Source organism: Lysinibacillus sphaericus (assembly GCF_005217585.1).
Classification (GTDB): Bacteria; Bacillota; Bacilli; order Bacillales_A; family Planococcaceae; genus Lysinibacillus; species Lysinibacillus sphaericus.
Window position 1 is genome coordinate 2,160,045 of the sequence record NZ_SZPT01000002.1, and the last position, 24,593, is coordinate 2,184,637.

Annotated in this window: 22 protein-coding genes; 8 read left to right on the forward strand and 14 right to left on the reverse strand. The window is 36.3% G+C overall.

Annotated elements, in window-relative coordinates:
• Positions 1-55 precede the first annotated feature (55 nt).
• Together pdxR and FC748_RS15680 are read left to right on the forward strand one after the other, a co-directional pair.
• On the forward strand, positions 56-1,423 hold the full coding sequence (gene pdxR, locus FC748_RS15675) for a MocR-like pyridoxine biosynthesis transcription factor PdxR (protein ID WP_108030701.1): 1,368 nt from the start codon (positions 56-58) through the stop codon (positions 1,421-1,423).
• Between the two features lie 91 nt (positions 1,424-1,514).
• On the forward strand, positions 1,515-2,309 hold the full coding sequence (locus FC748_RS15680; RefSeq protein WP_108030702.1) for an EcsC family protein: 795 nt from the start codon (positions 1,515-1,517) through the stop codon (positions 2,307-2,309).
• An 81-nt stretch (positions 2,310-2,390) separates the two neighbouring features.
• On the opposite strand, the gene FC748_RS15685 is transcribed toward FC748_RS15680, so the two are convergent.
• Positions 2,391-3,365 carry a quinone oxidoreductase family protein gene (locus FC748_RS15685; RefSeq protein WP_244311202.1) on the reverse strand — a complete coding sequence of 325 codons (975 nt, stop codon included), beginning with the start codon at positions 3,363-3,365 and terminating at the stop codon, positions 2,391-2,393.
• A gap of 83 nt (positions 3,366-3,448) precedes the next feature.
• On the opposite strand from FC748_RS15685, the gene FC748_RS15690 reads away from it, so the two are divergent.
• Positions 3,449-4,075 carry a hypothetical protein gene (locus FC748_RS15690; RefSeq protein ID WP_238600200.1) on the forward strand — a complete coding sequence of 209 codons (627 nt, stop codon included), beginning with the start codon at positions 3,449-3,451 and terminating at the stop codon, positions 4,073-4,075.
• 57 nt (positions 4,076-4,132) lie between these two features.
• Here FC748_RS15690 and FC748_RS15695 read toward each other — a convergent pair whose 3' ends face one another.
• The 7 genes from FC748_RS15695 to FC748_RS15725 all read right to left on the reverse strand — a co-directional run bounded on the left by FC748_RS15695 (position 4,133) and on the right by FC748_RS15725 (position 11,695).
• Positions 4,133-4,810: an ABC transporter ATP-binding protein gene (locus tag FC748_RS15695; RefSeq protein ID WP_108030705.1), complete on the reverse strand. Its 678-nt coding sequence runs from the start codon at positions 4,808-4,810 to the stop codon at positions 4,133-4,135.
• Positions 4,811-5,923 (reverse strand): ABC transporter permease, encoded by a 1,113-nt coding sequence (locus FC748_RS15700; protein ID WP_108030706.1) that lies wholly within the window; start codon positions 5,921-5,923, stop codon positions 4,811-4,813.
• Positions 5,924-6,025: 102 nt separating this feature from the next.
• Positions 6,026-6,604, reverse strand: a complete 579-nt coding sequence (locus FC748_RS15705; protein WP_108030707.1) for a TetR/AcrR family transcriptional regulator — start codon at positions 6,602-6,604, stop codon at positions 6,026-6,028.
• 1,311 nt (positions 6,605-7,915) lie between these two features.
• A complete protein-coding gene (locus FC748_RS15710; protein WP_108030709.1) occupies positions 7,916-8,731 on the reverse strand; it encodes a hypothetical protein in 816 nt (271 codons plus the stop codon).
• 284 nt (positions 8,732-9,015) lie between these two features.
• Positions 9,016-10,200 (reverse strand): NAD(P)/FAD-dependent oxidoreductase, encoded by a 1,185-nt coding sequence (locus FC748_RS15715; protein WP_024360862.1) that lies wholly within the window; start codon positions 10,198-10,200, stop codon positions 9,016-9,018.
• 45 nt (positions 10,201-10,245) lie between these two features.
• Positions 10,246-10,674, reverse strand: a complete 429-nt coding sequence (locus FC748_RS15720) for a helical membrane plugin domain-containing protein (RefSeq protein ID WP_024360861.1) — start codon at positions 10,672-10,674, stop codon at positions 10,246-10,248.
• Between the two features lie 403 nt (positions 10,675-11,077).
• Entirely contained in the window at positions 11,078-11,695 is a 618-nt protein-coding gene (locus tag FC748_RS15725; RefSeq protein ID WP_036204619.1) for a TetR/AcrR family transcriptional regulator, read from the reverse strand.
• A 123-nt stretch (positions 11,696-11,818) separates the two neighbouring features.
• Here FC748_RS15725 and FC748_RS15730 point away from each other — a divergent pair, with 123 nt between their 5' ends.
• Positions 11,819-14,005 (forward strand): MMPL family transporter, encoded by a 2,187-nt coding sequence (locus FC748_RS15730; RefSeq protein WP_108030710.1) that lies wholly within the window; start codon positions 11,819-11,821, stop codon positions 14,003-14,005.
• Positions 14,006-14,081: 76 nt separating this feature from the next.
• Here the strand turns inward: FC748_RS15730 and FC748_RS15735 are convergent, their stop codons facing one another.
• Positions 14,082-15,596, reverse strand: coding sequence for a DHA2 family efflux MFS transporter permease subunit (locus FC748_RS15735; RefSeq protein ID WP_025218403.1), 1,515 nt, complete (start codon positions 15,594-15,596; stop codon positions 14,082-14,084).
• A gap of 157 nt (positions 15,597-15,753) precedes the next feature.
• On the opposite strand from FC748_RS15735, the gene FC748_RS15740 reads away from it, so the two are divergent.
• A complete protein-coding gene (locus FC748_RS15740; RefSeq protein WP_024360857.1) occupies positions 15,754-16,659 on the forward strand; it encodes a TetR/AcrR family transcriptional regulator in 906 nt (301 codons plus the stop codon).
• A gap of 63 nt (positions 16,660-16,722) precedes the next feature.
• Here FC748_RS15740 and cydS read toward each other — a convergent pair whose 3' ends face one another.
• The 5 genes from cydS to FC748_RS15760 form a co-directional block, all read right to left on the reverse strand.
• Positions 16,723-16,824 carry a cytochrome bd oxidase small subunit CydS family protein gene (gene cydS, locus FC748_RS22575; RefSeq protein WP_371830855.1) on the reverse strand — a complete coding sequence of 34 codons (102 nt, stop codon included), beginning with the start codon at positions 16,822-16,824 and terminating at the stop codon, positions 16,723-16,725.
• 11 nt (positions 16,825-16,835) lie between these two features.
• A complete protein-coding gene (locus FC748_RS15745) occupies positions 16,836-17,864 on the reverse strand; it encodes a cytochrome d ubiquinol oxidase subunit II (RefSeq protein WP_108030711.1) in 1,029 nt (342 codons plus the stop codon).
• The gene (locus tag FC748_RS15750; RefSeq protein WP_024360855.1) at positions 17,861-19,204 is read right to left on the reverse strand and encodes a cytochrome ubiquinol oxidase subunit I; all 1,344 of its coding nucleotides are present in this window, start codon (positions 19,202-19,204) and stop codon (positions 17,861-17,863) included. The genes FC748_RS15745 and FC748_RS15750 overlap by 4 nt, the downstream gene beginning before the upstream one ends.
• Before the next feature lie 447 nt (positions 19,205-19,651).
• The gene (locus tag FC748_RS15755) at positions 19,652-21,307 is read right to left on the reverse strand and encodes a sensor histidine kinase (RefSeq protein WP_024360854.1); all 1,656 of its coding nucleotides are present in this window, start codon (positions 21,305-21,307) and stop codon (positions 19,652-19,654) included.
• Positions 21,304-22,005, reverse strand: coding sequence for a response regulator transcription factor (locus FC748_RS15760; RefSeq protein WP_024360853.1), 702 nt, complete (start codon positions 22,003-22,005; stop codon positions 21,304-21,306). Before FC748_RS15760 ends, FC748_RS15755 begins: the two co-directional genes overlap by 4 nt.
• 103 nt (positions 22,006-22,108) lie before the next feature.
• On the opposite strand from FC748_RS15760, the gene FC748_RS15765 reads away from it, so the two are divergent.
• The 3 genes from FC748_RS15765 (at position 22,109) to FC748_RS15775 (ending at position 24,488) form a co-directional block, all read left to right on the forward strand.
• Positions 22,109-23,272, forward strand: coding sequence for a DUF418 domain-containing protein (locus FC748_RS15765; protein ID WP_108030712.1), 1,164 nt, complete (start codon positions 22,109-22,111; stop codon positions 23,270-23,272).
• A gap of 220 nt (positions 23,273-23,492) precedes the next feature.
• Complete coding sequence (locus FC748_RS15770; RefSeq protein ID WP_107897030.1) at positions 23,493-24,047, forward strand: SLOG family protein; 555 nt, start codon at positions 23,493-23,495, stop codon at positions 24,045-24,047.
• Positions 24,048-24,173: 126 nt separating this feature from the next.
• A complete protein-coding gene (locus tag FC748_RS15775; protein WP_107897031.1) occupies positions 24,174-24,488 on the forward strand; it encodes a hypothetical protein in 315 nt (104 codons plus the stop codon).
• The last annotated feature ends 105 nt before the right edge of the window (positions 24,489-24,593 follow it).

The window sequence follows — 24,593 nt, forward strand, 5'->3', positions numbered from 1 at the left end:
GATGAATATAACCAATTTTCAAAATTCCAACCATACCAAGGAGCTGTGAAATGAAATGGAACTAGCTATCTCCTTTATCGGAAATAAGCCTAAATATGCACAGATTTATGAAAACATTAAACATGCTATTCTTTCGAAAAAGCTTCTAGCCCATGAACAATTGCCTTCCAAACGAATGCTTGCAACAACATTACATGTTAGCGTTCATACAATAAAAGAAGCCTATGAGCAACTGCTTGCAGAAGGTTATATTTATAGTAAAGAACGCTCAGGCTACTACATTGCGCAATTGGAGTTTGAATGGCTCCAACCATTACAAACAGAAAAATCCGCTTCATTGCCTATGACCGAACAATCAGTAACCTATGATTTTAGTAATGGTCATGTGGATAAAGACACGTTCCCCTTCTCCATTTTCCATAAGTTAATGAAACAGCATTTTACTATTAACAGTTTATCAACAAGCCCATGGCAGGGAGAAGCAGCTTTACGACAGGAAATTGCCAAGTATGTTGGACGCTCCAGAGGTATTCATTGCGATCCATCACAAGTATTTGTCTATAGTGGTACACAAAGCCAACTGCAAGCATTATGTCATTACTTTGGTCCACAAACGCATGTTGGCTTAGAGGAACCTGGGTTTAAACGTGTGAGGGCTACGCTACAGCAATGTGGTTTACCCATCTATCCGATTACTGTGGATAACTTAGGCGTAACGGTACCCCAAAAGGCTATTCACATGTTATACACAACGCCAGCTCATCAGTTTCCACTGGGGATGGTTATGTCGGCTGAACGACGTGTAGCACTATTACAATGGGCGAACTTAAACGAGGCATTTATTATAGAGGATGATTATGATGGAGAATTTCGTTATAAAGGGCTTCCGATTCCCTCCCTAGCAAATATGGATCAACTACAGCGGGTCATTTATTTTGGGACATTTTCAAAAACATTACTGCCGTCTCTCCGGATTAGTTATATGATTTTGCCTCAATCACTCATTGCATCATTTTCTAGTTTTTATCAGGAACAAAAGTCCGTTGTGTCAAAAGTAGACCAGCTTGTACTAGCTGATTTTCTTGGACAAGGGCTATTTGACAAACATTTAGCTAAAATGCGTACGATTTATCGAAAAAAACAGCAAACGCTACTAGCAGCTATTGCTAATCATTTCTCCAATGAATTTAAAGTTATAGGCGAACACGCTGGTCTACATATTATTGTGAAACTACCAAAAAGATTATCGGAACAAGATGCTCTTCATCTTGCTCATACAGTAGGCGTTAATGTTTATCCTTGTTCGACTTCATTTCAATCCCCTCCTGAACATGCGATGATAATTATTGGCTATGGAGGATTGTCACTAGAACAAATTGAAGAAGGTATTTCCTTACTTGCTTCTGTATGGCATGCCTCTTAATCATTATTCATTAATGTTTATGCATGTACTTGAAACTTTTTAAACTAAATAACGTATTCTAACTAAATGCATTCACAAGGGGAGTAGATAAATGGAGAATCGAGAGCAATTAATAAACTATTTACAAGAAATTGAAGCGTGGGAGAAAGACCAAAAAGGACTATGGTTTTGGGAGAGATTAGGGCGCATTCCATTTAAAATTTTAGATAAGATGACCCCTGCCTTTATTCAACAAAAACTAGCTTTACTTGTCGATGAGCTAGGAAGTTATATTCAATCTGGTGGAAAATATTTAATTAATGAACAAATGATGATTCAAAAAATCCGTAATCAGCCTTCGAATCCTAATATATTTGCAATCTCTGATATCGGGAATATTCCTTTAGAGGAGATGATTGCTCTTAGTGACAAGCTTCAAAAAGAACGCGTGAAATTAGCAACAGTACAAGGTGCTTCGACTGGTTTTGGTGGTATTTTCACATTGGCGATTGATATTCCTTTTATATTAGGAATGGCTTTAAAAACATTGCAAGAAATAGCCATTATCCATGGCTACAATCCGAATGATAAAATGGAACGTATTTTCATTGTGAAATGTCTACAATTTACGTCAGCGGATATTGTGGGTAAAGAAGCTATTTTAGAAGAGCTGTCCTCCATACACGACAACAAAAACGCATCAGAAACGATGATTTCACAGCTACAAGGTTGGCAGGAAGTATTTTTCACGTACCGCGATCAAATGGGCTGGAAAAAGCTCTTCCAAATGGTACCGATTGCAGGCATGATTTTCGGAGCATACGCTAATAAAGGCATGATGCAGGATGTTGCGGAGACAGGCATCATGCTATATCGAAAAAGAAGAATATACGAAAAACTAAATTAGTGCCAGTCACTCAAACAATTCTCACACAATTTAGCAAGAGCCAGGGAAAGGCTCTTGCGGTGCCAGTCACCCAAACAATTCTTACACAATTTTAATTAGGATTTTTCCTTGATGTTGACGGCTCTCCATAAAGGTATGTGCCTTTTCCATATCCTCTAAAGCAAACTCTGCTGCTATAGGCACTTGAAAACTTTCATTCTGTAATAATGAAAATATTTCTGGAGCTACTTGTTGCAATAATTCCGGCTTTAAAGCACGCGTCGTTCCTAAGCTAAAGCCTTTTATATTGCGGCAACTACTATGTAAGTCAGCTGTTTTTATTTGACCCACCTGACCGCTACTGTTACCAAATTGCACAAGAGTACCATATGGAGCTAAGCAACGGAAACTTTCTTCGGTAATGGCTCCTGCAATCGAATCAAAGACAACATCGACACCAAGACCATCCGTATATTCATTCACTTTGGCACTAAAGTTTTCATATGTCAGAACATGATGTGCACCTAGCTCATAGGCAATGGCAGCTTTTTCTTTAGTGCTAACAGTACCTATTATTTTCTTCACTCCACGCCTTTTTGTCATTTGAATAAGCATCGTTCCGACTCCACCTGATGCAGCATGAATTAAAATACTATCGTCTGTACCTAGTTGTGTAATTTGATGTGTTAACATATAAGATAAAAATAAAACAGTCGGTATAGCAGCTACCTTTTTAAGAGGTACGTCATTTGGAATGCGAAACACTAGCTGTTCATTTGCGACGACATATTGCGCATATGCACCATTTTTTGGGAAAGCAATCACTTGGTCTCCCTTTTGAAAACCACTGCTATCATCAAAAACCTCTTCTATAACACCCGCAACATCTAATCCAAGGATCATTGGAAAATTCGCTTTCGCTTTATTGCCCGTTCTATTTTTGATATCCGCAAAATTAACACTTGTATAGGACGCCCGTATTAGCACTTCCCCTTTGGAAATCGCTGGTTTTGGACAATCCACAAAAGTTAATACGGAGGGTGGTCCAAAAGCATTTATTGTAACAGCCTTCATCATTATCCCCCTTCCTGTTATAGTAAAATTATAACTTACTTTACATAAAAGAGTTACCATTTTTCAAACCAATAGGAGGAATGATGATGAAGGCTAGAAAAGATATTTATAACGGTTCTGCTTACAATTTTTTTAATATGAATAGTGACAAAATTTGTTTTATGTTCTGTGGTACAGGCTACAACTATGACAAACCCTTACTACATTACGCTACTTCTTTGATGCTTGACTTCGGTTATGATATTGTCCAAGTATGTTATACATTTGAGCAACAGTTGTTCAACAAGCCGCCAAACGTTATTTCTGAAAAAGTCTTTAACACTGTGGATTCTATTGTGACCTATTATTTACAAACAAAAGCTTACAAAGAAGTTGTTTACATTGGAAAATCGCTAGGAACCATGCCAATTATTGATTTTTATATGCAACAGAAGACCGTTTTACCTTCTCGTTATATACTATTTACACCACTGCTAGCCTTGGAACATACTATGCAAAATTTAATCCATCGACATTCCTTTTTAGCTATAGGAACAGCTGACCCTCACTTCACAGCGGAAAGACTAAATCGACTAACTTCTCATCAGCTTACTATTGTAGAAGATGCAAACCATTCACTTGAAATAGCAAACAATACATTAGAGTCGATTAATACCTGTCACACTATACTAAACGAGCTCAACATTTTTCTTCAAAACGGTAGTTCTTTCTAAAGAACGCCAGATGCGTAAAAGGCCTAAGAGGTCGTGAATAAATGCTGTTAAAGCATATTAAGACTGCAGTGTTAAAACACCGTCTTCCATGCGGTACACTCGGTCACAGTAAGTTAACATACGCTCATCATGCGTTACCATGATAGCCGCCTTTTTACGCTTTTTAACCTCATTAGAAATTAGCTGCACAACTTCGAAAGCACGCTTAGAATCTAAACTAGCTGTTGGTTCATCTGCTAAAATCACACTTGAATCATTCATAAAAGCTCGGGCTATTGCTACACGCTGACGCTCTCCCCCAGATAGCTCATTTGGGAATTTTTTAAGCATTTTTTCTAGTCCTAAATCTGCCAACAGTTGCTTTGCAAACTGCTGATCAGTACTTGATACTTTACCTGCCATTTTTTTTACTAGCAGTAGTTGATCTAGTACATTTAAATAAGGAATTAGGTTAGATGTTTGTAAAATAAACCCTATTTCATTTAGACGGAATTTAGCAAGTTCTTTCTCCTTTAGCGTCTCAATTTTTTTACCATTGACGATGACACTACCTGAAGAGGGCTGTAACAAGGCTCCAACTGCCGATAATAATGTACTTTTGCCTGAACCCGATGGACCAATAATGGCTACTATTTCACCTGCATCTACTTCCATTGACACATTGTTAAGAGCTGTAATTGTTGAACTGCCTTCGTCATAGGTTTTTGTCATATTTCTCACTTCTAAACGTTTCATCTACTCCACTCTCCCTAATGCTGTTAATGGATCTACTTTAGATACTTGGCGAACACATACAAACGAACTTAACACACTGATTAATAAAAGTGCGAAACCGTAAAGTACAACAAGGGTAGGGTCTAAATTAAAAGGCATGTCTTCCGGGAAAACTAGTGCTGTTAAATATGTAAGCACTACGCCTACTAAAATACCTACTAAAGAAATGACAAACACTTGGGAAACAATTGCCTTTGTGATAAAACTATTTTTTGCACCAATGGCTTTCATTACACCAAATTGTTGTGTCTTTTGAATCGTTAAAACATAAAAGAAGACCGCGATGACAAACGCAGAAATAGCAACGAGAAACACTAACATCATGACAATCGTCCCGTTTTCTTCCATATATCCTGGCATTCCATTAATTGCCTGACTTTTCGTTGCGGTTTCGATGCCCCCGATTTTTTCACTAAAATTCTCTGCATCTAAGTTAGGTGCCTGTATCGCTATCGCATTTACTACATCTTCAATGCCGTTATTGGCACCTGGTGCAGCAAATTGATAGGCTCTCCATTGTTCTACTGTGCTGAATAGTACTGGTAAATGGTTATATGTTTCGTTTTCAACAAAGCCGACAATTTTTAATACAATTGTGGAACTGTCCACTTTGATTTGGTCACCAATTCCATAGCCTTTGTCTTGTAACGTTTTATTGGCTAAAACGCCATTTTGAATGTTTTTATCTAACTTCTTACCTTCTATTACTTTGGGTTCGATAAACGACCCAGGTTCAATCCCTAGAAGTGCAATATCTGTTTTTTCATCGATACCCTTCTTAGAAACAGCCGCCATTGCAGAGCCAAATAGTGCACTATCTTCTACTTCACTTTGTGCATCAATCTTTTCTTTTAAAGATGCGGAAATTAACGATTTACTAAATTTTGAACCTGAACCCTCCTCGTATACTACATAATGCGCATCTAGATTTTTGATAGAAGCTGCACTTAATGTCGAAAGTCCATTTCCAAGCCCTGACAAAATAAACGTTAACCATGCTATTAATACAATAATCATTGTAATCATTGAGTAGCGTAACTTTGCATGTTTAATTTCTTTTAAAGCTAAAAACATCGATCGTTTCCTCCTATTATTTTTATAAGTTACACATGTGTCACTTTTAAATAAAAAAGTACACATACGCAACTAGTATTATACTCATTAGTTACACATGTGTCACTTATTTTTACCTCTCACACCGTTTAAAATTAATAGTTTCGTAAAGTTAAAAAACTGTACTTCATCCATTTGACTATGATTTGGAATATTAATACTCTGAAAAATAAATCCAAGGACAAGATCATTAGGAATATCAGCATCCACAAACCCTTCTTTTTTTCCTTGTTGGACGATACGCATTAAAGGTCCATACATATTAAAATGCATCGCTGATAGCTTTTCTTTTTTTTCTTGCATGTGAGGTTTATTGGTTGTTGAAATAATTTCAGCAATACCTAATAGTAAATGTAAATCCTTTGAACGAAAAATACTATGCAATAACTCGTCTAATTGGTCAAGATAAGATAACTCCGCAGGAATTGATAATAAATCTTTTACACTTTTATCCATCTCATGTAACATAAAATCCATCAGTAGTTCATCTTTATTTGTATAGTATTTATAAATGGCAGCTCTTGAAACTTCTAATGATTCAGCTAGTCGAGCAATCGTAAATCCTTCATAGCCAACAGCTAATACCAATTTTTTCGATTCCAAGAATAAATCGAGCGTACTAAACTTACGATCGCGGCCCATATATTCCTCACTCCCTACACGAATTGTTGGATACTTTTAGCATACGCTACAATTAAATAGTTCACAATAATTACGGTACTTTCTATTAGTGAAATAAACACTAGAAAATAACTGCACAAAACTAAAACACCCCGTTAAATGTTAGTTTTCATATTAACATCCACTATTAAAATTAGTACACCAAGCCGAATAACGTTTTTGCATACTAAACTTATATTTACACAAAGACCCCTAAAATTTTATCTTCTAAACTTAAGCGTAGATTTTAAACATTTCGAGAGCAAAATAATAATATATGTGTTTAATTTTCTTTATAATTTATACAAAAAAGTGTGCCAAGATGAGTAAATTTATAAAGATATTTTTATTGGTATTTTTATATCTCTATATGGTTTTTTATTTAGGGTATTATGAATTACAGCCTATCTTCTTTCTTGCTAGTATTTTGTTTTATCTAGTCGCATAAGTAGTTAATTCAGCAGAAATTTCACCTTTTTTTATTAATGATTTCCGATATTGAAAAACAAACGTTAGGGCATACTTTGAATGGCTAATACGAATTAGCCCTCGCGTAGATTAGAGTTAGACACTTTAATTTTACACAAAACTTTTTACATATCAAAAGCTAATTAAAATCTATTGGAGCTAAGTTTGGAAACTATATGGCATCTACCAATTAAATTCAAATGACAAATTATTCTAAAATAATATTTCCCAAAAATTTTAAACATTCTTCTATTGATTGCTATAAAGGCAGTAATAACAAGGATCAAAAAACCTGTTATTACTGCCTAATTCATTGTTATGCTATGTTATCTTATTGATATGATGGCTATTACTTACGTTAACACAAGATAAATCATCTGAATATAAGTATGCATACCAATGTATATACTATTTTATTTATGTGTTAGATTTGCCTTATAATTTAAATAAAAAAAGGGAGTGACAAGATGAGCAAATTTGTAAAAATATTTGTTGTGGTATTTTTATATTTCTATATGGTGTTTTATTTAGGATATTATGAATTACATCCTATCTTCTTTCTTGCTAGTATTTTATTTTTTCTAGTTATCATTCTTAGTTTTCGATTTAAACAACACTATATCGTTAATATTCTGTTTATCCTTGCCCTTATTAGTCTTGCCATGATATTTGCAATATCATATCATTTTGAAATAGGTATTTTCTTATTTTTTTTATTAGTCATACTATTATATATTTATTGTCTTGTACTTATTTCAAATCAGAAAAATCAAAATAATCAATGAATAGAGGGGCGTTTAAAAAAGAGTCTCATGGAGACTTTTTTTATCTAGGAATATTATAAAAACCATTAACACAGTTATTATAATAATAGAACCATTGACCAATAGCCCAAGCATTAGCTGCAAGTGCTACAGGACCTGCAATATTCTTTAAGATGATTTGTGCTGTTTTCCAAGAAAGTAATGTACCTATAGCTAATCCACCACCGCTGAAGGCACTTATTAACCACCCAACAAGAGTTCCATTTTCCGTAGATCTTAAACTGTCAACATTTCGCGTATAGTAATTATATGCATTTCTATCCTTTGGAGACCCTGTTGTAATATTAACTGTACGTGTTTTTAGATTTGCATAATCTGCATAACCTATATTCCTTATATGATTGGTTGTATAACTAATTCCTAAAACGGATACCAACGATCTATTAGAAGTTATATAAGCGCTAGAAGCAAATCGGGAATTCGTGAAATTCGTTGCTGCGAAGTTAGTATGGTTGAACATTATTGAATCTTCTTGTTGTGATAAGTCTTTGAAATCAATTACATCTTGTTCAATTATTTTATCATCCTCTACTACAGTGACGAAATGTTGCAAAAGCTCATTTGTTTCCTTATTAAATACTTTGGTGTCAATTTCTTGGGTATCTTCATCAACTATTTTTACTGTCTCAATGTAATGGATTTCTTGACCACCTACTTTTACAATATATTCAGATCGTTCTTCTGTATCAGTAATAATTTTGAAATTATCAGAATAATAAGTTAATTCTGAAGCTAAAGTTTTTGTAGTTGGGGTCGCAAATGCTAAAGTACTTATTACTAGAGTAAAGCTTAATAAAGTAGAAACAATTTTTTTCATCTTATGTAAACCTCCTACTAAAATACTTTAATGAGTATATTTTAATGTAAATAATATAGATAAGTAAAGAAATATGATAGAAAAGAACTACAAAAATAGAATCCTAAAAAGTTTTATTTTTGGTAAAAAATATAAAATATTGTGCTAGCACAAGTGGAGGCAGGAAGTGTAAGAGGGTTTTAGCACTCTTACCGAACAAATCAATAGTATCTATTCTATAGCAAATAAATATTGTAAGAAAAAAACCCTTACAACTGTAAATAGTTGTAAGGGAAACGCTATGCTTAGTATGCTAAGCCGAATAATGCTTTAATGTGTGTCAGATAGCGAATGTTAGACGCTTCTTTCATAAGTGTTGCAGGTAGACCTTTAAGTTGTGTGTTGCTAGCACCAATAGTCGCAACTGCATCTTTACGTCCTAAGCTTGCAAGTGTACCAGAGTTAACTGCAGAGAATGTTTTCATCTCTTGGTTTTTGTATTGTGCAAATAAATTGTATCCTGCACATTCACCCATTTGCCAAGCAACTTGTGCAGTTGGCGCATAAAGTGGACGTCCGCCGTCAGCTGGTAATGCCACAGAAGCATCTCCGATTACAAATACATCTTCGTGTGATGTAGATTGTAGGAATTCGTTGATTGTTGCTTTGCCACGGTCAGCAGCAAGGCCTGATTCAGCAACGATTGGAAGTGCAGCTACACCACCAGTCCAGATGAATGTATTGGCAACGATTGACTCACGGTCTTTAAGTGAAATAACGTTACCATCAACACCCGTTACTGGAGTACCTGTGATAAATTCTACACCGCGTTTTGTTAAGCTTTCCGTTGCACGTTCAATTAGTACATCTGGAAGTACTGGTAAGATTTTAGGACCAGCTTCAACTAGCTTAATTTTAAGATCTGCAAAGTTTACACCGTGTTGTGCTGCGATTTTTGGGAAGTTGTCCACGATTTCACCAACAAGCTCAACACCTGTTAAACCGCCACCGCCAATAACGATTGTTGCATCTGCTTCATCTTTAGATTGTGCATATGCTTTAATACGATCTTCAATGTGTCGGTTAATTTTGTTTGCATCGTTAACAGATTTTAGTACCATTGAATTTTCTTCTAATCCTGGGATACCGAAGAAACCAGTTTGACTACCTAAAGAAACAACTAATGTATCGTAAGATAAAGTGTAACCAGTATCTAGGTCAACCTTTTTAGTATCTACATTAAATTTCGTTACTTTAGCGATTTGTAAATCAATATCTAAACCTTTAAAGATTTTTTTAAGCGGTAGCGCTACTGCACCTTCTGCAATAGTACCACCAGCTAAACGGTGAAGTTCAGTGATGATTTGGTGCGTTGGGAATTGGTTTACTACTGTAATTTTAGCTTCATCAGCTGATAAATACTTACGCGCTGTTAATGCAGTTAATACACCTGCGTAACCAGCACCTAAGATGACGATTTCTTTTGACATGATTAATTAATCCTCCGTCCTTACGAATTGAATATATCTCGAACTTTATTTTGATTTACGTTCAGCGTTAACTTGTAAAAATGCATTAACAAAACGGAAAACATTTTGAACTTGTGGGTCTTTTAACATTTTCACAAGACCAAATAAACCGATGACTTCTTGGCTTTCAGAAGCGCGATCTTTTGCTTCAATAGCTGTAGCTGCAAGTTGTTTAGCCGATCCTACTACTGGTCCAGCCATTTCTGTTACAGCACCAACAGTATCACTTTTTAACACTTCGTCGGTTGCAACTGCTTGCGCAAACTCATATGATTTAGTTAATAACGTCATCATTTCAGTTAGCTTTGGTAATTGTTCAACTAAAGTTGTTAGAGATTCTTGCACCTCAGGCTTTAATAGTTGGTCTAGTACATCTAATTGTTCTTGACTCACAGTTAATTGTTCAGACTGTGCTTGGTTATTCGTTTCTGACATTTTGAACTCTCCTTTGCCGTCACTAATACTATTTTTTATATTGCCTCCATGTAAAAAAGACCATTAAGCGATCTTCTTAACAGTCGTTACAGCGGATATCTTACATTCACCAGTCACAAGGGCTGGAAAGCGAATTTCATGATTTGTTACATATTTTCCATTTTGCACAAAGCGCATCACAATTCCATCCTTATCTTATCTTGGTGACATTACATCATCCATTATAAGACTGTTTGCGCATTATTTCAATCAACTATGGCACAATCTTTGAAAAATAGTTTAATGGTAAACTATTTTTAGCAGTCTGTACTCTTTTTCTGTTCTTTTTGGAAGAAAAATCAATGTTAACCATGCGATAAAACAACTCAAACGCCATAAATTATGTTATTAGCTACAATTTTTCTCACTTTTCGATGGATAACCAAAAGAAAGCAATAATTTCTTTTGACGCCAAAGATACTGTGTCAAAAAGCCTTTTTCCTTCACCATCTTTAAAGTAGCCCACTGACATTAGCGCCATAAACGTATGGGCAAAAAATTCTGCATTCCCTTTGCGAATTGTCCCTTTTTCCATCTCACTTTGCATCGCTCGCTCAATCGTTTTATACATCTCATTTTCAGAAGCATGTACTTCTTTCAATTGCGTTTGTGATAGATTGATGGTCGCCTCTCGCATAAAGTTCTTCATATCAATATCAACAGTTGCTGATAAATGGACTTCAATCAGTTGCTCTAATCGATCTCTAAATGGAATCGGTTGCTCTAAAATTCGTTCAATATGATGTCTAATTCTATGCATCATTTCAACTAAGGCCGATGTATATAAATCCCCTTTAGTTGGGTAGTAGTAATAGATAGTGGCTTTTGTAACATTACAGGCTTTGGCAACATCATCCATGGACACGTTTTTGTAGCCATCCTTAATAAACAGCATGGTCGCTGTTTCTAAGACAATATCTTTTGTAGGTTTAGCCTTGTCATCATGGCGAGGTCTTCCTAGAACACGCGGTGATTGTTTCAACAAGATCGCCTCCTTATAATGTGTAGTACTAAACATATTATAACATATCAATACTTCTGTATTGATTAATTAACCTTCTAGTATATATAATTAGTGTACATTACATGAAACGGAGGTTTTCTAATGAAAAAACATCCACTTGAGCAATGGGGCTCAATGGTAGCCAGTAAAAAAGGGCGTTTTCTTGCACTTGGATGCTGGGTATTACTTGTTCTCGTCCTTTCGTTTGCTTGGCCGCAAATTAATAGCATCGAAAGTGAAACGGGTAAAAACTTGCCTGACACCGAGATGTCCGAGCAAGCAGCAGCCATTATTGCTGAAGAATTCCCAAATGATGCAGGTACACCTTTATTACTCGTTTGGCATAGAGAAAGCGGCCTAACACCAGCTGATTTTGGAGCTATCCAAAAGGTTTATGCAGAACTAAATAGCAACCCTTTAGAGCATCAAACATTAGTTCCACCATACGATAAAATGCCACCACAGGCTTTATCAGCATCTGCATCTGACAACGGTTCTACAATTGTCACACCTGTTTTCTTTGAAAAAGATGTTGCCACTGATGTTTTACAAGAAAGTCTAGATACATTATCAAAAACAATGGATTCAAACAATGTTCAACTGGATCAAGAATTATCAAGCGACGCACTACATGTTCGCTATTCTGGACCAGTCGGTATTGCAACGGATGCTGTTAGCTTATTTTCACAAGCTGATGTAAAACTAATGATTGCAACCGTACTGCTTGTATTAGTGTTATTAATTCTAATTTATCGTTCGCCATTACTTGCCATTATTCCTTTAATTGTTGTAGGGCTTGCCTATGGTGTTATTAGTCCAACACTCGGTTTCTTTGCAGAGCAAGGATGGATTGACAAAGATTCACAAGCTGTATCCATCATGACGGTTTTATTATTTGGTGCTGGTACGGACTATTGCTTATTTTTAATTTCAAAATACCGTGAAATTTTACTTGATGTTGAAGATAAAGCGACAGCGATGAAGCTCGCTGTAAAAGAGTCGGGTGGCGCTATTATGATGAGTGCGCTTACCGTTGTTATTGGTTTAGCTACACTTAGTCTTGCCCATTATGGCTCATTCCAACGCTTCGCAGTGCCATTTAGCTTTGGCGTATTGGTAATGGGCATTGCTGCGCTAGTTGTTTTACCAGCAATCCTTGTGATTATAGGGCGAGTAGCCTTTTTCCCATTCACGCCACGTACAGAAGAAATGGCAAAAGCAAAGGGCAAAAAACAGCACAAACCTTCTCATAAAGTGAGTCATAAAATTGGACATTTTGTAACGCATAAGCCATGGATTGTTATTGCAGTCACTGTCTTGCTCCTTGGTGGCTTAGCGGCCTTTGTACCACGCATTCAATATACTTTCGACTTATTATCTTCTTTCCCAGAAGATATGCCATCACGTGAAGGCTTTACTTTAATAGAAGAGAATTTTTCACCTGGCGAGTTGGCACCTGTTCAGCTAGTAATTGATACGCAAGGCTCGGATGTTAATTTACAACAACAGCTTACAAAAATTCCATATATCGATAACGTGTCTGATGTACAAATTGGTACGAAAAATAATTCGATACAATTGTATGAATTATCATTGAATGCCAATCCGTATGCACAAGAGTCTTTAGAGCATATTCCAGAATTGAAAGCTGAAGTTGTTAAACTTCTTAAAGATTCTGGTATAAAAGATGCTGACTCACACGTATGGCTTGGCGGGGAAACAGCAAGCCAATATGATACAAAGCAAATTACCGAGCGCGATGAATCTGTTATCATGCCGACAATGATTGCTTTAATCGCATTATTATTATTTGTATATTTACGTTCAGTAACAGCAACTGTTTATCTGCTTGCTACAGTTATTATTTCTTACTTTGGTGCGCTTGGTGCGGGCTGGCTTATTTTGCACCATGTCATGGGTGCAGAGGCAATTTCAGGCTCTATTCCGCTATATGCCTTTGTATTTTTAGTTGCACTTGGCGAGGATTATAATATTTTCATGATTTCTGAGATTTGGAAGAAACGAAAAACGAAGGACCATTTAACAGCGGTAGAAGAAGGCGTTGTGCATACAGGTAGTGTTATAACATCCGCAGGGCTCATTTTAGCAGGTACGTTCGCGGTACTTGCTACATTACCAATTCAAGTCCTTGTACAGTTCGGTGTTGTAACAGCAATCGGTATATTACTGGATACGTTTATTGTACGACCTTTACTTGTACCTGCCATTACAACGGTGCTCGGCAAATATGCATTCTGGCCAGGAGCGCTCTTTAAAAAAGGTCATTAAATGGTGACAGGCACTCAAACAATTTAGCATTTAAAATCCCACCGACAGTATGATCGGTGGGATTTCTTTGTCTATCTTAATTTGTTGGTTTTTTTAAATCCATCGTAGCTGCTGCACTTTCAACTTTTACACGTTTTAAGAAGAACGCTAGTATTAGTGCTAGTACCGTCACAAAAGCAGCGATTAAGAAAGAATGTGTAATGCCGTCTAGTAAAGCTGTTTGCATAATTTGCTCTTTCATTTGTTGCATTTGCTCCGCTGTTGGTGCAACACCAGATTGAGCTGCATGTGCTTTAGCCTCTGCAATTAAATCTTCTGCTGTTGATTTTGTACGGTTATTCATAAATGTAACTAATACCGCACTACCAATAGCTCCAGCTACTTGTTGCAAAGTATTATTAATAGCTGTACCATGTGGATTCATCATCTGTGGTAATTGGTTTAAACCATTTGTCATAATTGGCATCATAACCATCGACATACCAAACATCCGAATTGTATACATCGATACGATAAATGTATAACTAGAATCCATCGCTAATTTCGTTAAGCCGAAAGTAGCCATTGTTGTTATTGTTAGACCGATTATCGCTAATATACGCGGTCCAAATTTATCGAAAAGTTTACCAGTAATAGGAGACATAATCCCCATTGCAAGGGCACCAGGAAGCATCATTAAACCTGCTTCGAATGGTTCAATCCCACGAATTGATTGTACATACGCAGGGGTTAAAATCATCCCCGAGAACATCGCCATTGAAACGATTACGGAAATCGCAGAACTTAATGCAAACATAGGATATTTGTAAATACGTAATTCTAATAAAGGCTGATCCATACGTAGTTGTTTAAAGATGAAGATAATTAAAGCAGCAAACCCTACTATAATCGTACCGTATACCCAAGGACTCGACCATCCTTTGTCACCTGCCGTACTGAAACCGTATAAAATTCCACCAAACGCTACTGTTGATAATAATACAGAAGGAACATCTAAGTGTACTTCACGTGTTTCCATTACATTGTCTAATTTCCAAATACCAAATAGTAGACTAATAATGGCAAATGGTATAATCATTTGGAACAACATACGCCAATCATGATGTTCAACGATATAACCAGATAATGTCGGACCTATTGCTGGTGCAGCGATCATAACTAAACCGAAAATACCCATTGCCGCTCCACGTTTTTCTTTTGGGAAGCTAGTTAGCATGACGTTCATTAATAACGGTGACATACTAGCAGCCCCTGCCGCTTGCACCATACGCCCTGCAAGTAACATGCCAAAGTTTGGAGCAAAGCCAGCCATAATTGTACCTATCGTAAAGATAGACATCGCCGTAATAAATAAATGTCTATTTTTAAAGCGCGTCACAAAGAATGCTGATGCAGGTACTAAAATACCGCTGACCAGCATATATCCAGTTGCAAGCCATTGTACCTTTGCATACGTAATACCAAAATCTTTCATGATTGTTGGCAACGCAACATTTAACAATGTGTTGTTAAGAAAAGCAACAAAAGCACCCACGAACAAAATAGCAATCATGCCATAAGGGGGCTTTTTCATTGTTAAGTCATTATTCATTTATATCCCTCTATTCTCTCTTGTTGTTTACGATAAAACTTATTTTATACTCGCAGTCTACTTTTTTCAAGAATTAAGATTAATAAATTTCAAAACGTTGATATAACAGCGTTTACATTGTAGAATACTAGTATAATAACTTTAAAAAGGTGAGGTCATGAATAAAAGAAAAAGACAAATAATTACTGCAGCTCGGGAACTTTTTATAGAAAAAGGATTTTTAGATACGTCCATTAACGATATTATTAGTGCAGCCAAAGTTTCAAAGGGCACTTTTTATAATCATTTTGTTTCTAAAAATGAATGTTTAATTGCCATTTTAGATGAGGGGCGTGAGGAGGCTAGTAATCGTCGACACGAGCTTCTTTATGGAAAGGATCCTACTGATTTAGAAATATTAACACAGCAAGTGGCAGTGTTAATGCATGTCAATCGCGAGCATAACCTCGTACAAATTTTCGAATCGATTTTCCATTCACGGGATAGTGAACTTAAAAAAATCCTTTTGAATTATCACTTACAAGAATTAGAATGGCTTGCCAATCGACTTGTCCAAGTTTTTGGTGAAGAAATTAGACCGATGAGCTATGAATGTGCCGTACAAACATTGGGGATGGTGAACCTTTCCTTACGTGCAGTCCTAATAGCGGACTACAAATATATAAACCGCGAAGCCATTGTACGAGTAGCATTACGCAATATAAGTGTCATTATACCAACTATGCTTGAATCCAATGAAGTCCTTATAAGTGCTGAAATGTTTAACGCAATACAAAACGTAATTAATTATCAACAAGTAAGTAAAGATGTCGTCATTGACCAATTAGCAGGCTTTACTAAGGGACTGTCAGAGGATGACACGCTTGAAGGTTTTGAATATGCAACATTTCTTTTAGAGGAATTGCAGCAACAAAAACCAAAACTCTTTATTATTGAATCCTTGCTCACCCCTTTCAGAAAAGCATTCGTTGGAACGGAACATGCTGCTGAAGCACGTGATATTGCCAATAGTCTATGGCGCTATGTAAAAATGCAACAACCATCAGAGCAATGTAAAAAGTAATCAAAAACCCCCGATTAGCAATGCTAATCGGGGGCTTTAGTGGTGCCAGTCACCCAAACAATTTTAACGATTTACTTTACGGTCTTTCGGGCCTACCCAGAAGCCAATTATAATACTTAAAGCAACCACTAGAAACGGTGCATAAAAAATAATAAATTGATTCACTGTAAAACCTCCTATACGTGATGATTCCGTTTACCACAAGCATAATCACGATCAAATACAAACCATTTCATCACTAAATAAAGTGAAGGTATGAGTAAAACAAGACCACCAATAAAGGCAATGACCAATGCTATCGCCATCGATTCATTTGTAAAACTATCATGAACCGATAAATATGGGTACAACAAGTAAGGATAATGAGAAATGCCATAGCCGAAAAAGGCGAAGCCAAACTGTACGACCAATAATATAACGGCTAGCCCATATTTTTTCTTAACGCCTAAAAGGATTAGAGTCATGATAAAAAGAACACCTGACATGGCGAATAGCCACCATAAATTCAGCATATTTTCATAGTGCGCAGTATTGTGCCCCTTTAATTCCACCATAATCCCGATAACACTTGCAACAAGTGGAGTTGACCAGCCAAGTGCATATTTTCTCATTAAATCGGAAGCGTGTTCATCGTTCGCTCTTTTACCGTACCAAGTTAAAAATACTGCGGAAATATACAGAACCGCTACAACACTTAACAACACGATTGACCAAGTTAATGGACTAGTAAAAAGTTTCGCAATTTCCAAATGAGGCTGATCCTTTACCATTGTTACGAATCCACCCTCGGAAATCGTCAATACAATGGAAAGGGATGCTGGAATAAATAAACCAGTGACACCGTACATTAGCTTATAGCCAATGTGTCCACTTTTTGCACTATAAGATTCAAATGCATAATAACTGCCCCGAATTGCAATTAAAATTAGAGAAATACTTACGGGTACTAGCAAAATTGTGCCATAATAGTAAGCTGATTGCGGAAAGAAACCAACAATACCTACAAAGAAAAAAACTAAGAAAACATTTGTAATTTCCCACACTGGTGATAAATAGCGTTTTATCACTTGTGATAAAATATGATCTTTCCCAATCATGACACTATAGGCATTAAAAAAGCCTGCCCCAAAGTCAATAGATGCAACGATGACATAACCAAAGAGAAATAACCATAGTACAGAAATGCCCAAAACTTCTAAGCTCATGGTTCTTCACAACCTTCAACTAATTTATGTTCTGCAAGTTCACGTTCAATTGGATTGTCACGGAACATCCGAATAAGCGCTATGATACTACCAATTGCTAAAACGATATATAAGCCCGCAAATAGAATTAACATCGTATCTACTTGCCCACTCGTAGTCGCACCTTCCGATGTTTTCATGTACCCTCTTAAAATCCATGGTTGTCGCCCTACTTCAGCTAACCACCAGCCCGCTTCTATTGCAATAAGTGCAAGTGGACCACCTGCAACAATTACTCTTTTAAATAGTTTAGACGAAACAAATTGCCAATTTCGCCATTTACCCAGAACATAAACAGCTGCCACTACAATTAATAACGTGCCAATCATCACCATTACATCGAATAAATAGTGAATATAGAGTGGTGGTTGTTCATCTTTCGGAAATTGATCAAGCCCCGTCACTTCTGCAAACGGATTATTATGCGCTAATACACTTAAAGCATAAGGTATTTTAATAGCGTATTTTATGTCTTCTCCATCCAATACACCAAATAAAACAAGGGAAGCGTCTTCTTCCGTTTCAAAATGCCATTCTGCTGCTGCTAATTTTTCAGGTTGATATTCCGCTAAATATTTGCCTGAAAAGTCTCCTACTACAAGTGCTGCCAGTGAAAAGACTAACCCTAATTTCATTAGTAAATACAGCGCTTTTTTATGATATACGTGCGCAGACCCTCGTAGCATGCGATAGGCAGCAATGGAAGCTAATAAAAAAGCTGCCGTCATATAAGATGTTACTAAAACGTGCGCTACCTTTGTCGGCATTGCCGGATTAAACATGGCTAGTACGGGCTGAATATTGATTAGCTCCCCATCCACAATATCAAATCCTTGTGGTGCATTCATAAAGGCATTCACGATTGTAATAAATACTGCTGACATAGAAGCACCAATGGCTACTGGTACTAATAATAGTAAATGTCTCTTCGGATTTTTGAAGCGATCCCATGTATACAAATACAACCCTAAAAAAATGGCTTCAACGAAAAAAGCGAACGTTTCCATAAATAGTGGTAGAGCAATAATTTGACCAGCTAATTCCATAAAGTTTGGCCATAATAAAGAAAGTTGCAAGCCAATTGCAGTTCCTGTCACAACGCCAATTGCTACTGTAATAACAAATCCACGTGCCCAACGTCGAGCGAGTAATAAATAATGCTCATCATTATTTTTAATCCCAACCCATTGAGCGATCATAATCATCAGCGGTATACCAACACCAATTGTTGCATAAATAATATGGAAAGATAATGTTAATTCGGTTAAGGCACGGCTCCAAAATACAGCTGAATCATTCATATTTATACATCTCCTAGCTACTAAATATTCTCCCGACAAATGACATCAACATTATCCCAGCTATTACAAAACTAATAATGATTAACTTTTTTTCTTGGGATTTATATGCAATACGATTTTGTTGTTTATTTACCACACGAATCAACCCATTGATTCCTCATAAAATTGCATCTCCTTTTTCTTCTATGCCACCAGTATAAGCAACCCAACTTTTTAGAAATATAGGGGTTTTCCACTATAAAAAAACGACATTGACAACTTTGTGAATAGCATGACACTTTCTATTTACATTAAAAAAGATCACTCCAACAACGAGTAATCTTCTTCATTCATATTTTGTTTGTGGCATTATCTAATGAACAGTCCCACTCCAAATAATTAAAAAACCGCTAAGAAGCATGAGCCTCTAGCGGTTTTTTAATGGTTAGCTTGTATGATTAAACATTGTTAGCATAAGGGCAATTTTTCAAGAAATTTTAATTCAAAGATAGTACCATTATTATCTGAATGAACGCATATTGTTCCATTATGCAAATCAATCAGTTGTTTCGTAATGGCTAAGCCAAGACCTGTGCCCGTTGCATCATCTGTTGTATTTGTACCACGATAATAGCGTTCAAAAAGATTGTCTAATTCATCTTGTGGAATACCTGGACCTTGGTCTGTAATCGTTAGCTTAATGCCTTTGTCTATATTTTGAGCCTCTACAAGAACCTTCGTACCTTCTGGTGTGTATTTTTTAGCATTGGTAATTAAATTATCTAAGATGCGCTTTAATAAAAGCTCATCTGCTTCAAGCATTACGTCCCCATATACTTTGATTGATACTTGCTCATCTGCAAATTGGGGTAACCATGTGGCAAGTGCTAATGATACTTTCTCGAGCTGGATTGCTTTATTCTTTAATTGATAAGAATACGTTAAATCTTGTATAAGTAAATCCATATAGTTGGCTTTTTCACGCATTGTATTCGCAAATATTCGCATCTCTTCTTTCGTCCATTCATACTCTTCGGAAGCAAGCATTGTAGAATACCCATAAATCGAGCTTAATGGTGTCTTTAAATCATGCGACAAACCCGTTATCCATTCCTCTCGGAGTTGCTCGGATTGCTGAATTTGTCTTTCGTTGGAAGCAAGACGTTCAGATAAATGATTAAGCGATTCATCAACAGGTTGGAATAACTTAAATTTCCTTTTCAATTTACCTGTCTTTTGATGATGGATTTTATTATCACTTACTTCCCTATAATCGAACTGCGTTAGTCGTTCAATACGAGAGATTACATATACAAGGGGCCGTACAAATTGACGTGAAATGCTCATGGATAACAAAATAATTCCTACCAACAAAATACTATGCCCGCCAAAAAATATAGACACAAATAAAATCATTGCTTTATTAAAAGGCTCTTCAAATGGCTTATAGGAGGGGTTTGGCATACGTACTATTAGCGTTGAACCATCTTCTAATGACGTACTTTGCCTAAGCTCGGCCTGCTCAAAAATATCATATTTTTCATCTAGCAACTGCGGCTTATGCAATTTCTTATAATGCTCCCCGATTACCTTTACACGATTCCAACGCTCATTATAAATTTCAATCGCAATCTGATTAGCTTGTAAGCGTTCGAGTAGCTCCGAAGGGAATTCTTTCTTTTCACGAATCACCTGCAAGACCTCATTGAACATAGGCTGCAAAGGCGATGTAGGTAAAAACAACAAATAGTATTTGGGTATTTCCCACGTATGCATGCCTGGACGTTTAAGCGCCATAATTTCACGGTCCGTCATGCTACACAGCTCACAACTATCCCCTGTATAATCGACAATTTCCATGGCATTGTTCAATAAATATAACTGCCCTACATTTTCCTCTGCGCGTTTTTCTAAGAAATCGGCTATTTTTACGGATTTACCATTTTTCACAATTGCATTATCTTCGATTTCAAAAGAACTCATCGTATGGATGTTATCACCGACTCGTTCATTTATAAAAAGTCCAAAAACCACTAAACTAATAATGAAGCCCAAAATGATAAGTAAATAAAATATGATAAAGTAGGATACAAAACGCAGTGATAATTTCCCTGCCGGCTTCATACTTGATCATCTCCAACTAATTTATAGCCAATCCCTCTCACCGTAATAATGCAAGTTGGTTTACCAGGATTCCTTTCTATTTTTTCACGTAACTTGCGAATATGAACCATTACCGTATTATCGTCAAATAAAAAATCGCCCCACACACGTTCATAAATTTGTTCTTTCGATAATACTTGCCCCTCGTTTTCACATAAATACTTCAATAAGTAAAATAAACGACCGCTAATCAATTCCTTTTTTCCGTCTACAGTTATTTCTGCTGCATCTATATCAAAAGTAAAACGGCTACATGTGTAAACGTGACTTCCAGATACATTCTTTTGCTTCATATATCGAGTAAATTGGACTTTTACCCTTGCTACTAGCTCAAGCGGATTAAACGGTTTCGTAATATAATCGTCTGCGCCATTCATAAACCCTCGAAGTTTATCTGCATCACTGCTCTTGGCTGTTAAAAAAAATAGCGGTGCATCACTTTGCTTTCGAATAACTTCCGCCAAATCAAGCCCACTACCATCTGGTAGCATAATATCTAATAAGTAAAAATCAAAAACATTTTGCTCGATCGCTTTTTTCCCATCTTCTATCGTCGTGCATAACGTAATGTTTACAAAACCTTCTTTTCTTAAAATAATTTCAATCATTTCCGCAATGGCACGTTCATCCTCTAACACAAATATCGCCGCTTCTTGCACCTTGTCACCTACTTTTAAGATTACTTTAAGGTAGTCGTTAATTCACGATAAGCTTTCCCAACTACACTATATATAAGTTAACCAATAAAGGAGTTAAAAGGCAATGACAGCACATCGTGTACGCTTCATCGATGCAATGCGTGGATTTAGTTTATTTGGTATTTTAATGGCCAACTTGCTCATTTTTCAGTATGGAATGTATGGCAAAGAAAAGTTAGGTGATCTTTCCTTTCTTGATACAGGAGCTTTATATTTTGTAAAAATATTTATCGAAGGCTCATTTATGCCGATTTTCACTATATTATTCGGCTATTCCCTTATTAAAATGATACAGTCCGTTCGCAATAAAAAAGGCAAAAGTCGCTGGTCTATTTTACGTAGAGCGATAGGATTAATCGTTTTAGGCGGACTTCATGCAACATTTTTATGGGAAGGTGACATTTTACTGTTTTATGGATTTATTACATTATTTTTAATTCCATTTATAAATCGCAAACCAAAAACATTAGTTATTTGGGCTAGCGTATTGTTTGTATTAACAACCGCTTTAACTTATGGTTCAGATGAAATATCCGCAAAAGATGACAAAGAAATGGCCGTATATATTGATAAAGCAAATACTACCTATGCAAATGGCAGCTATCAAGAAATTTTCGACTTTCGATCAAACGTCATGCCTCCTGACATAGATGACCCAGTTATGATTTATATAATGATTTTATTTGCACCGTTATTTTTTGCACCATTATTTCTTTTAGGTATGGGGCTAGCGAAAAATCATGCCTTTGAAAATATGCAAGATGAAAAGAAATGGTATATCCTCGGCTCATTATTTGTTCCAATAGGCATCACTTGTAAAAGCATTAGTTTTATCGATAGCCCATTTTCTTCTATGTTGCTCGTAGGTGGCTCAATGGTGTTAGCAGTTGGTTATATTTGTTTGGCCGCTCTACTATTTCATTTCCGACCTATTCAACGTCTGTCTATCGCTTTTGAAAGTGTGGGGAAATTATCGCTTACCAATTATTTATTACAAACGGTGATTTGTACGACCGTGTTTTACGGTTATGGACTAGGTTTATTTGGCAAATTGGGCGTGTTTGGCGGCGTTATTTTGGGAATTGCAGTATATAGCTTGCAATGCATTTTAAGCATTGTTTATTTAAAGAAATTTAAACGAGGCCCATTTGAAGCGTTGTTACGTATGTGGACAAATTGGTCTTGGACTGGACGCATTAAACAGAAAGGGAGTATGTCCTATGAATAGTGAAACGAAAGAAGATTTCTCAGACACTTGGTGGTTTCTTGGCATTTGTGCAACAGCAACTGTAGTCTTAACAATTTTTGCATTTTAAGCGTCATTATTTTCTTGGGAACTACCGTAAAATAAATAAATACATGGCATCACACCTGCTAGATTTGTCATTCGTGTTCATACGTCCCCTGCTGTATACTTGATACATACAAACAGCTTAGGGGGCGTTTTAGTGCTTCAGCGAATGATTATAACAGGCTATAAACCACATGAACTTGGCATTTTCAATGATAAACATCCTGGTATCTCCATTATCAAAAAAGCTTTAGAAAATCGCTTGAGAAATCTTTTAGATGAAGGTTTAGAATGGGTCATTATCAGCGGACAACAAGGTGTTGAAACATGGAGTGTAGAGGTTGTCTTAACATTAAAAGAGGAATTTCCTGACTTAAAATATGCAGTTATCACACCATTTTTAGAGCAAGAAAAAAATTGGCAAGAAATGAAACAAGAAAAATATTTGTCACTAGTAGCACAGGCAGACTTTGTAACGAGTGTCACGAAAAAGCCGTATGAGGCTCCTTGGCAGTTTACAGAGAAGGACAAGTTTATTATTCAAAATTCGGACGGTTTGTTACTTGTTTATGATGAAGAAAACGAGGGCTCTCCGAAGTATATCAAGCACTTGGCAGAAAAATATATGGAAACCCACGACTATACGCTTCTAACCATTAATTCCTATGATCTTCAAGTAATCGCAGAGGAAATGCAACAGCAAGATTGGTAGATTACCCTATCCCTCCCCTACAAGTTACATTTCTTCATTCTTCACTATAGATAAATATTGATATAATTTTCTGACAATTTTATAATAGAGAGAATAGTTAGGAATCTTGAAAGGAGCTGTTGACATTTGAATAGAAAAATCGAAATGACCCTTGAGTCTTCACCAGTGAATGTCTCACACGATACGTATCGCCGAGAGTGCCAGTATACGCGAGGAATTCATATTGAGGAACAGGAGTTTAAAGCCATTTTAAACTCGATGTGCCACGATTCGCGCCTATATTTTGATTTTCACAATCCACGTAAAGAGGTGAAAAAGGGAACTTATTTAAATGGACACTCCGGTTTAGCACGAAATATTTATGATTACTATAAAACTCATTACAACATTGAAGTAACTGACATTATAAACGGCAAAGACTTTTATGTAAAAATTATTTAACTGGGTGCCAGTCACTCAAACAATTCTCAAACAATTATCCTGAAAAACAAAAACTACACCATTACTTGTCTAGCAAGTTAGGTGTAGTTTTTAGTTTGCCAATTA

Bases quoted from the DNA above. Each gene is read 5' to 3' on its own strand.
- pdxR (WP_108030701.1), top strand. From the start codon at position 56: ATGGAACTAGCTATCTCCTTTATCGGAAATAAGCCTAAATATGCACAG.
- FC748_RS15680 (WP_108030702.1), top strand. From the start codon at position 1,515: ATGGAGAATCGAGAGCAATTAATAAACTATTTACAAGAAATTGAAGCG.
- FC748_RS15685 (WP_244311202.1), bottom strand. From the start codon at position 3,365: ATGATGAAGGCTGTTACAATAAATGCTTTTGGACCACCCTCCGTATTA.
- FC748_RS15690 (WP_238600200.1), top strand. From the start codon at position 3,449: ATGAAGGCTAGAAAAGATATTTATAACGGTTCTGCTTACAATTTTTTT.
- FC748_RS15695 (WP_108030705.1), bottom strand. From the start codon at position 4,810: ATGAAACGTTTAGAAGTGAGAAATATGACAAAAACCTATGACGAAGGC.
- FC748_RS15700 (WP_108030706.1), bottom strand. From the start codon at position 5,923: ATGTTTTTAGCTTTAAAAGAAATTAAACATGCAAAGTTACGCTACTCA.
- FC748_RS15705 (WP_108030707.1), bottom strand. From the start codon at position 6,604: ATGGGCCGCGATCGTAAGTTTAGTACGCTCGATTTATTCTTGGAATCG.
- FC748_RS15710 (WP_108030709.1), bottom strand. From the start codon at position 8,731: ATGAAAAAAATTGTTTCTACTTTATTAAGCTTTACTCTAGTAATAAGT.
- FC748_RS15715 (WP_024360862.1), bottom strand. From the start codon at position 10,200: ATGTCAAAAGAAATCGTCATCTTAGGTGCTGGTTACGCAGGTGTATTA.
- FC748_RS15720 (WP_024360861.1), bottom strand. From the start codon at position 10,674: ATGTCAGAAACGAATAACCAAGCACAGTCTGAACAATTAACTGTGAGT.
- FC748_RS15730 (WP_108030710.1), top strand. From the start codon at position 11,819: ATGAAAAAACATCCACTTGAGCAATGGGGCTCAATGGTAGCCAGTAAA.
- FC748_RS15735 (WP_025218403.1), bottom strand. From the start codon at position 15,596: ATGAATAATGACTTAACAATGAAAAAGCCCCCTTATGGCATGATTGCT.
- FC748_RS15740 (WP_024360857.1), top strand. From the start codon at position 15,754: ATGAATAAAAGAAAAAGACAAATAATTACTGCAGCTCGGGAACTTTTT.
- FC748_RS15745 (WP_108030711.1), bottom strand. From the start codon at position 17,864: ATGAGCTTAGAAGTTTTGGGCATTTCTGTACTATGGTTATTTCTCTTT.
- FC748_RS15750 (WP_024360855.1), bottom strand. From the start codon at position 19,204: ATGAATGATTCAGCTGTATTTTGGAGCCGTGCCTTAACCGAATTAACA.
- FC748_RS15755 (WP_024360854.1), bottom strand. From the start codon at position 21,307: ATGAAGCCGGCAGGGAAATTATCACTGCGTTTTGTATCCTACTTTATC.
- FC748_RS15765 (WP_108030712.1), top strand. From the start codon at position 22,109: ATGACAGCACATCGTGTACGCTTCATCGATGCAATGCGTGGATTTAGT.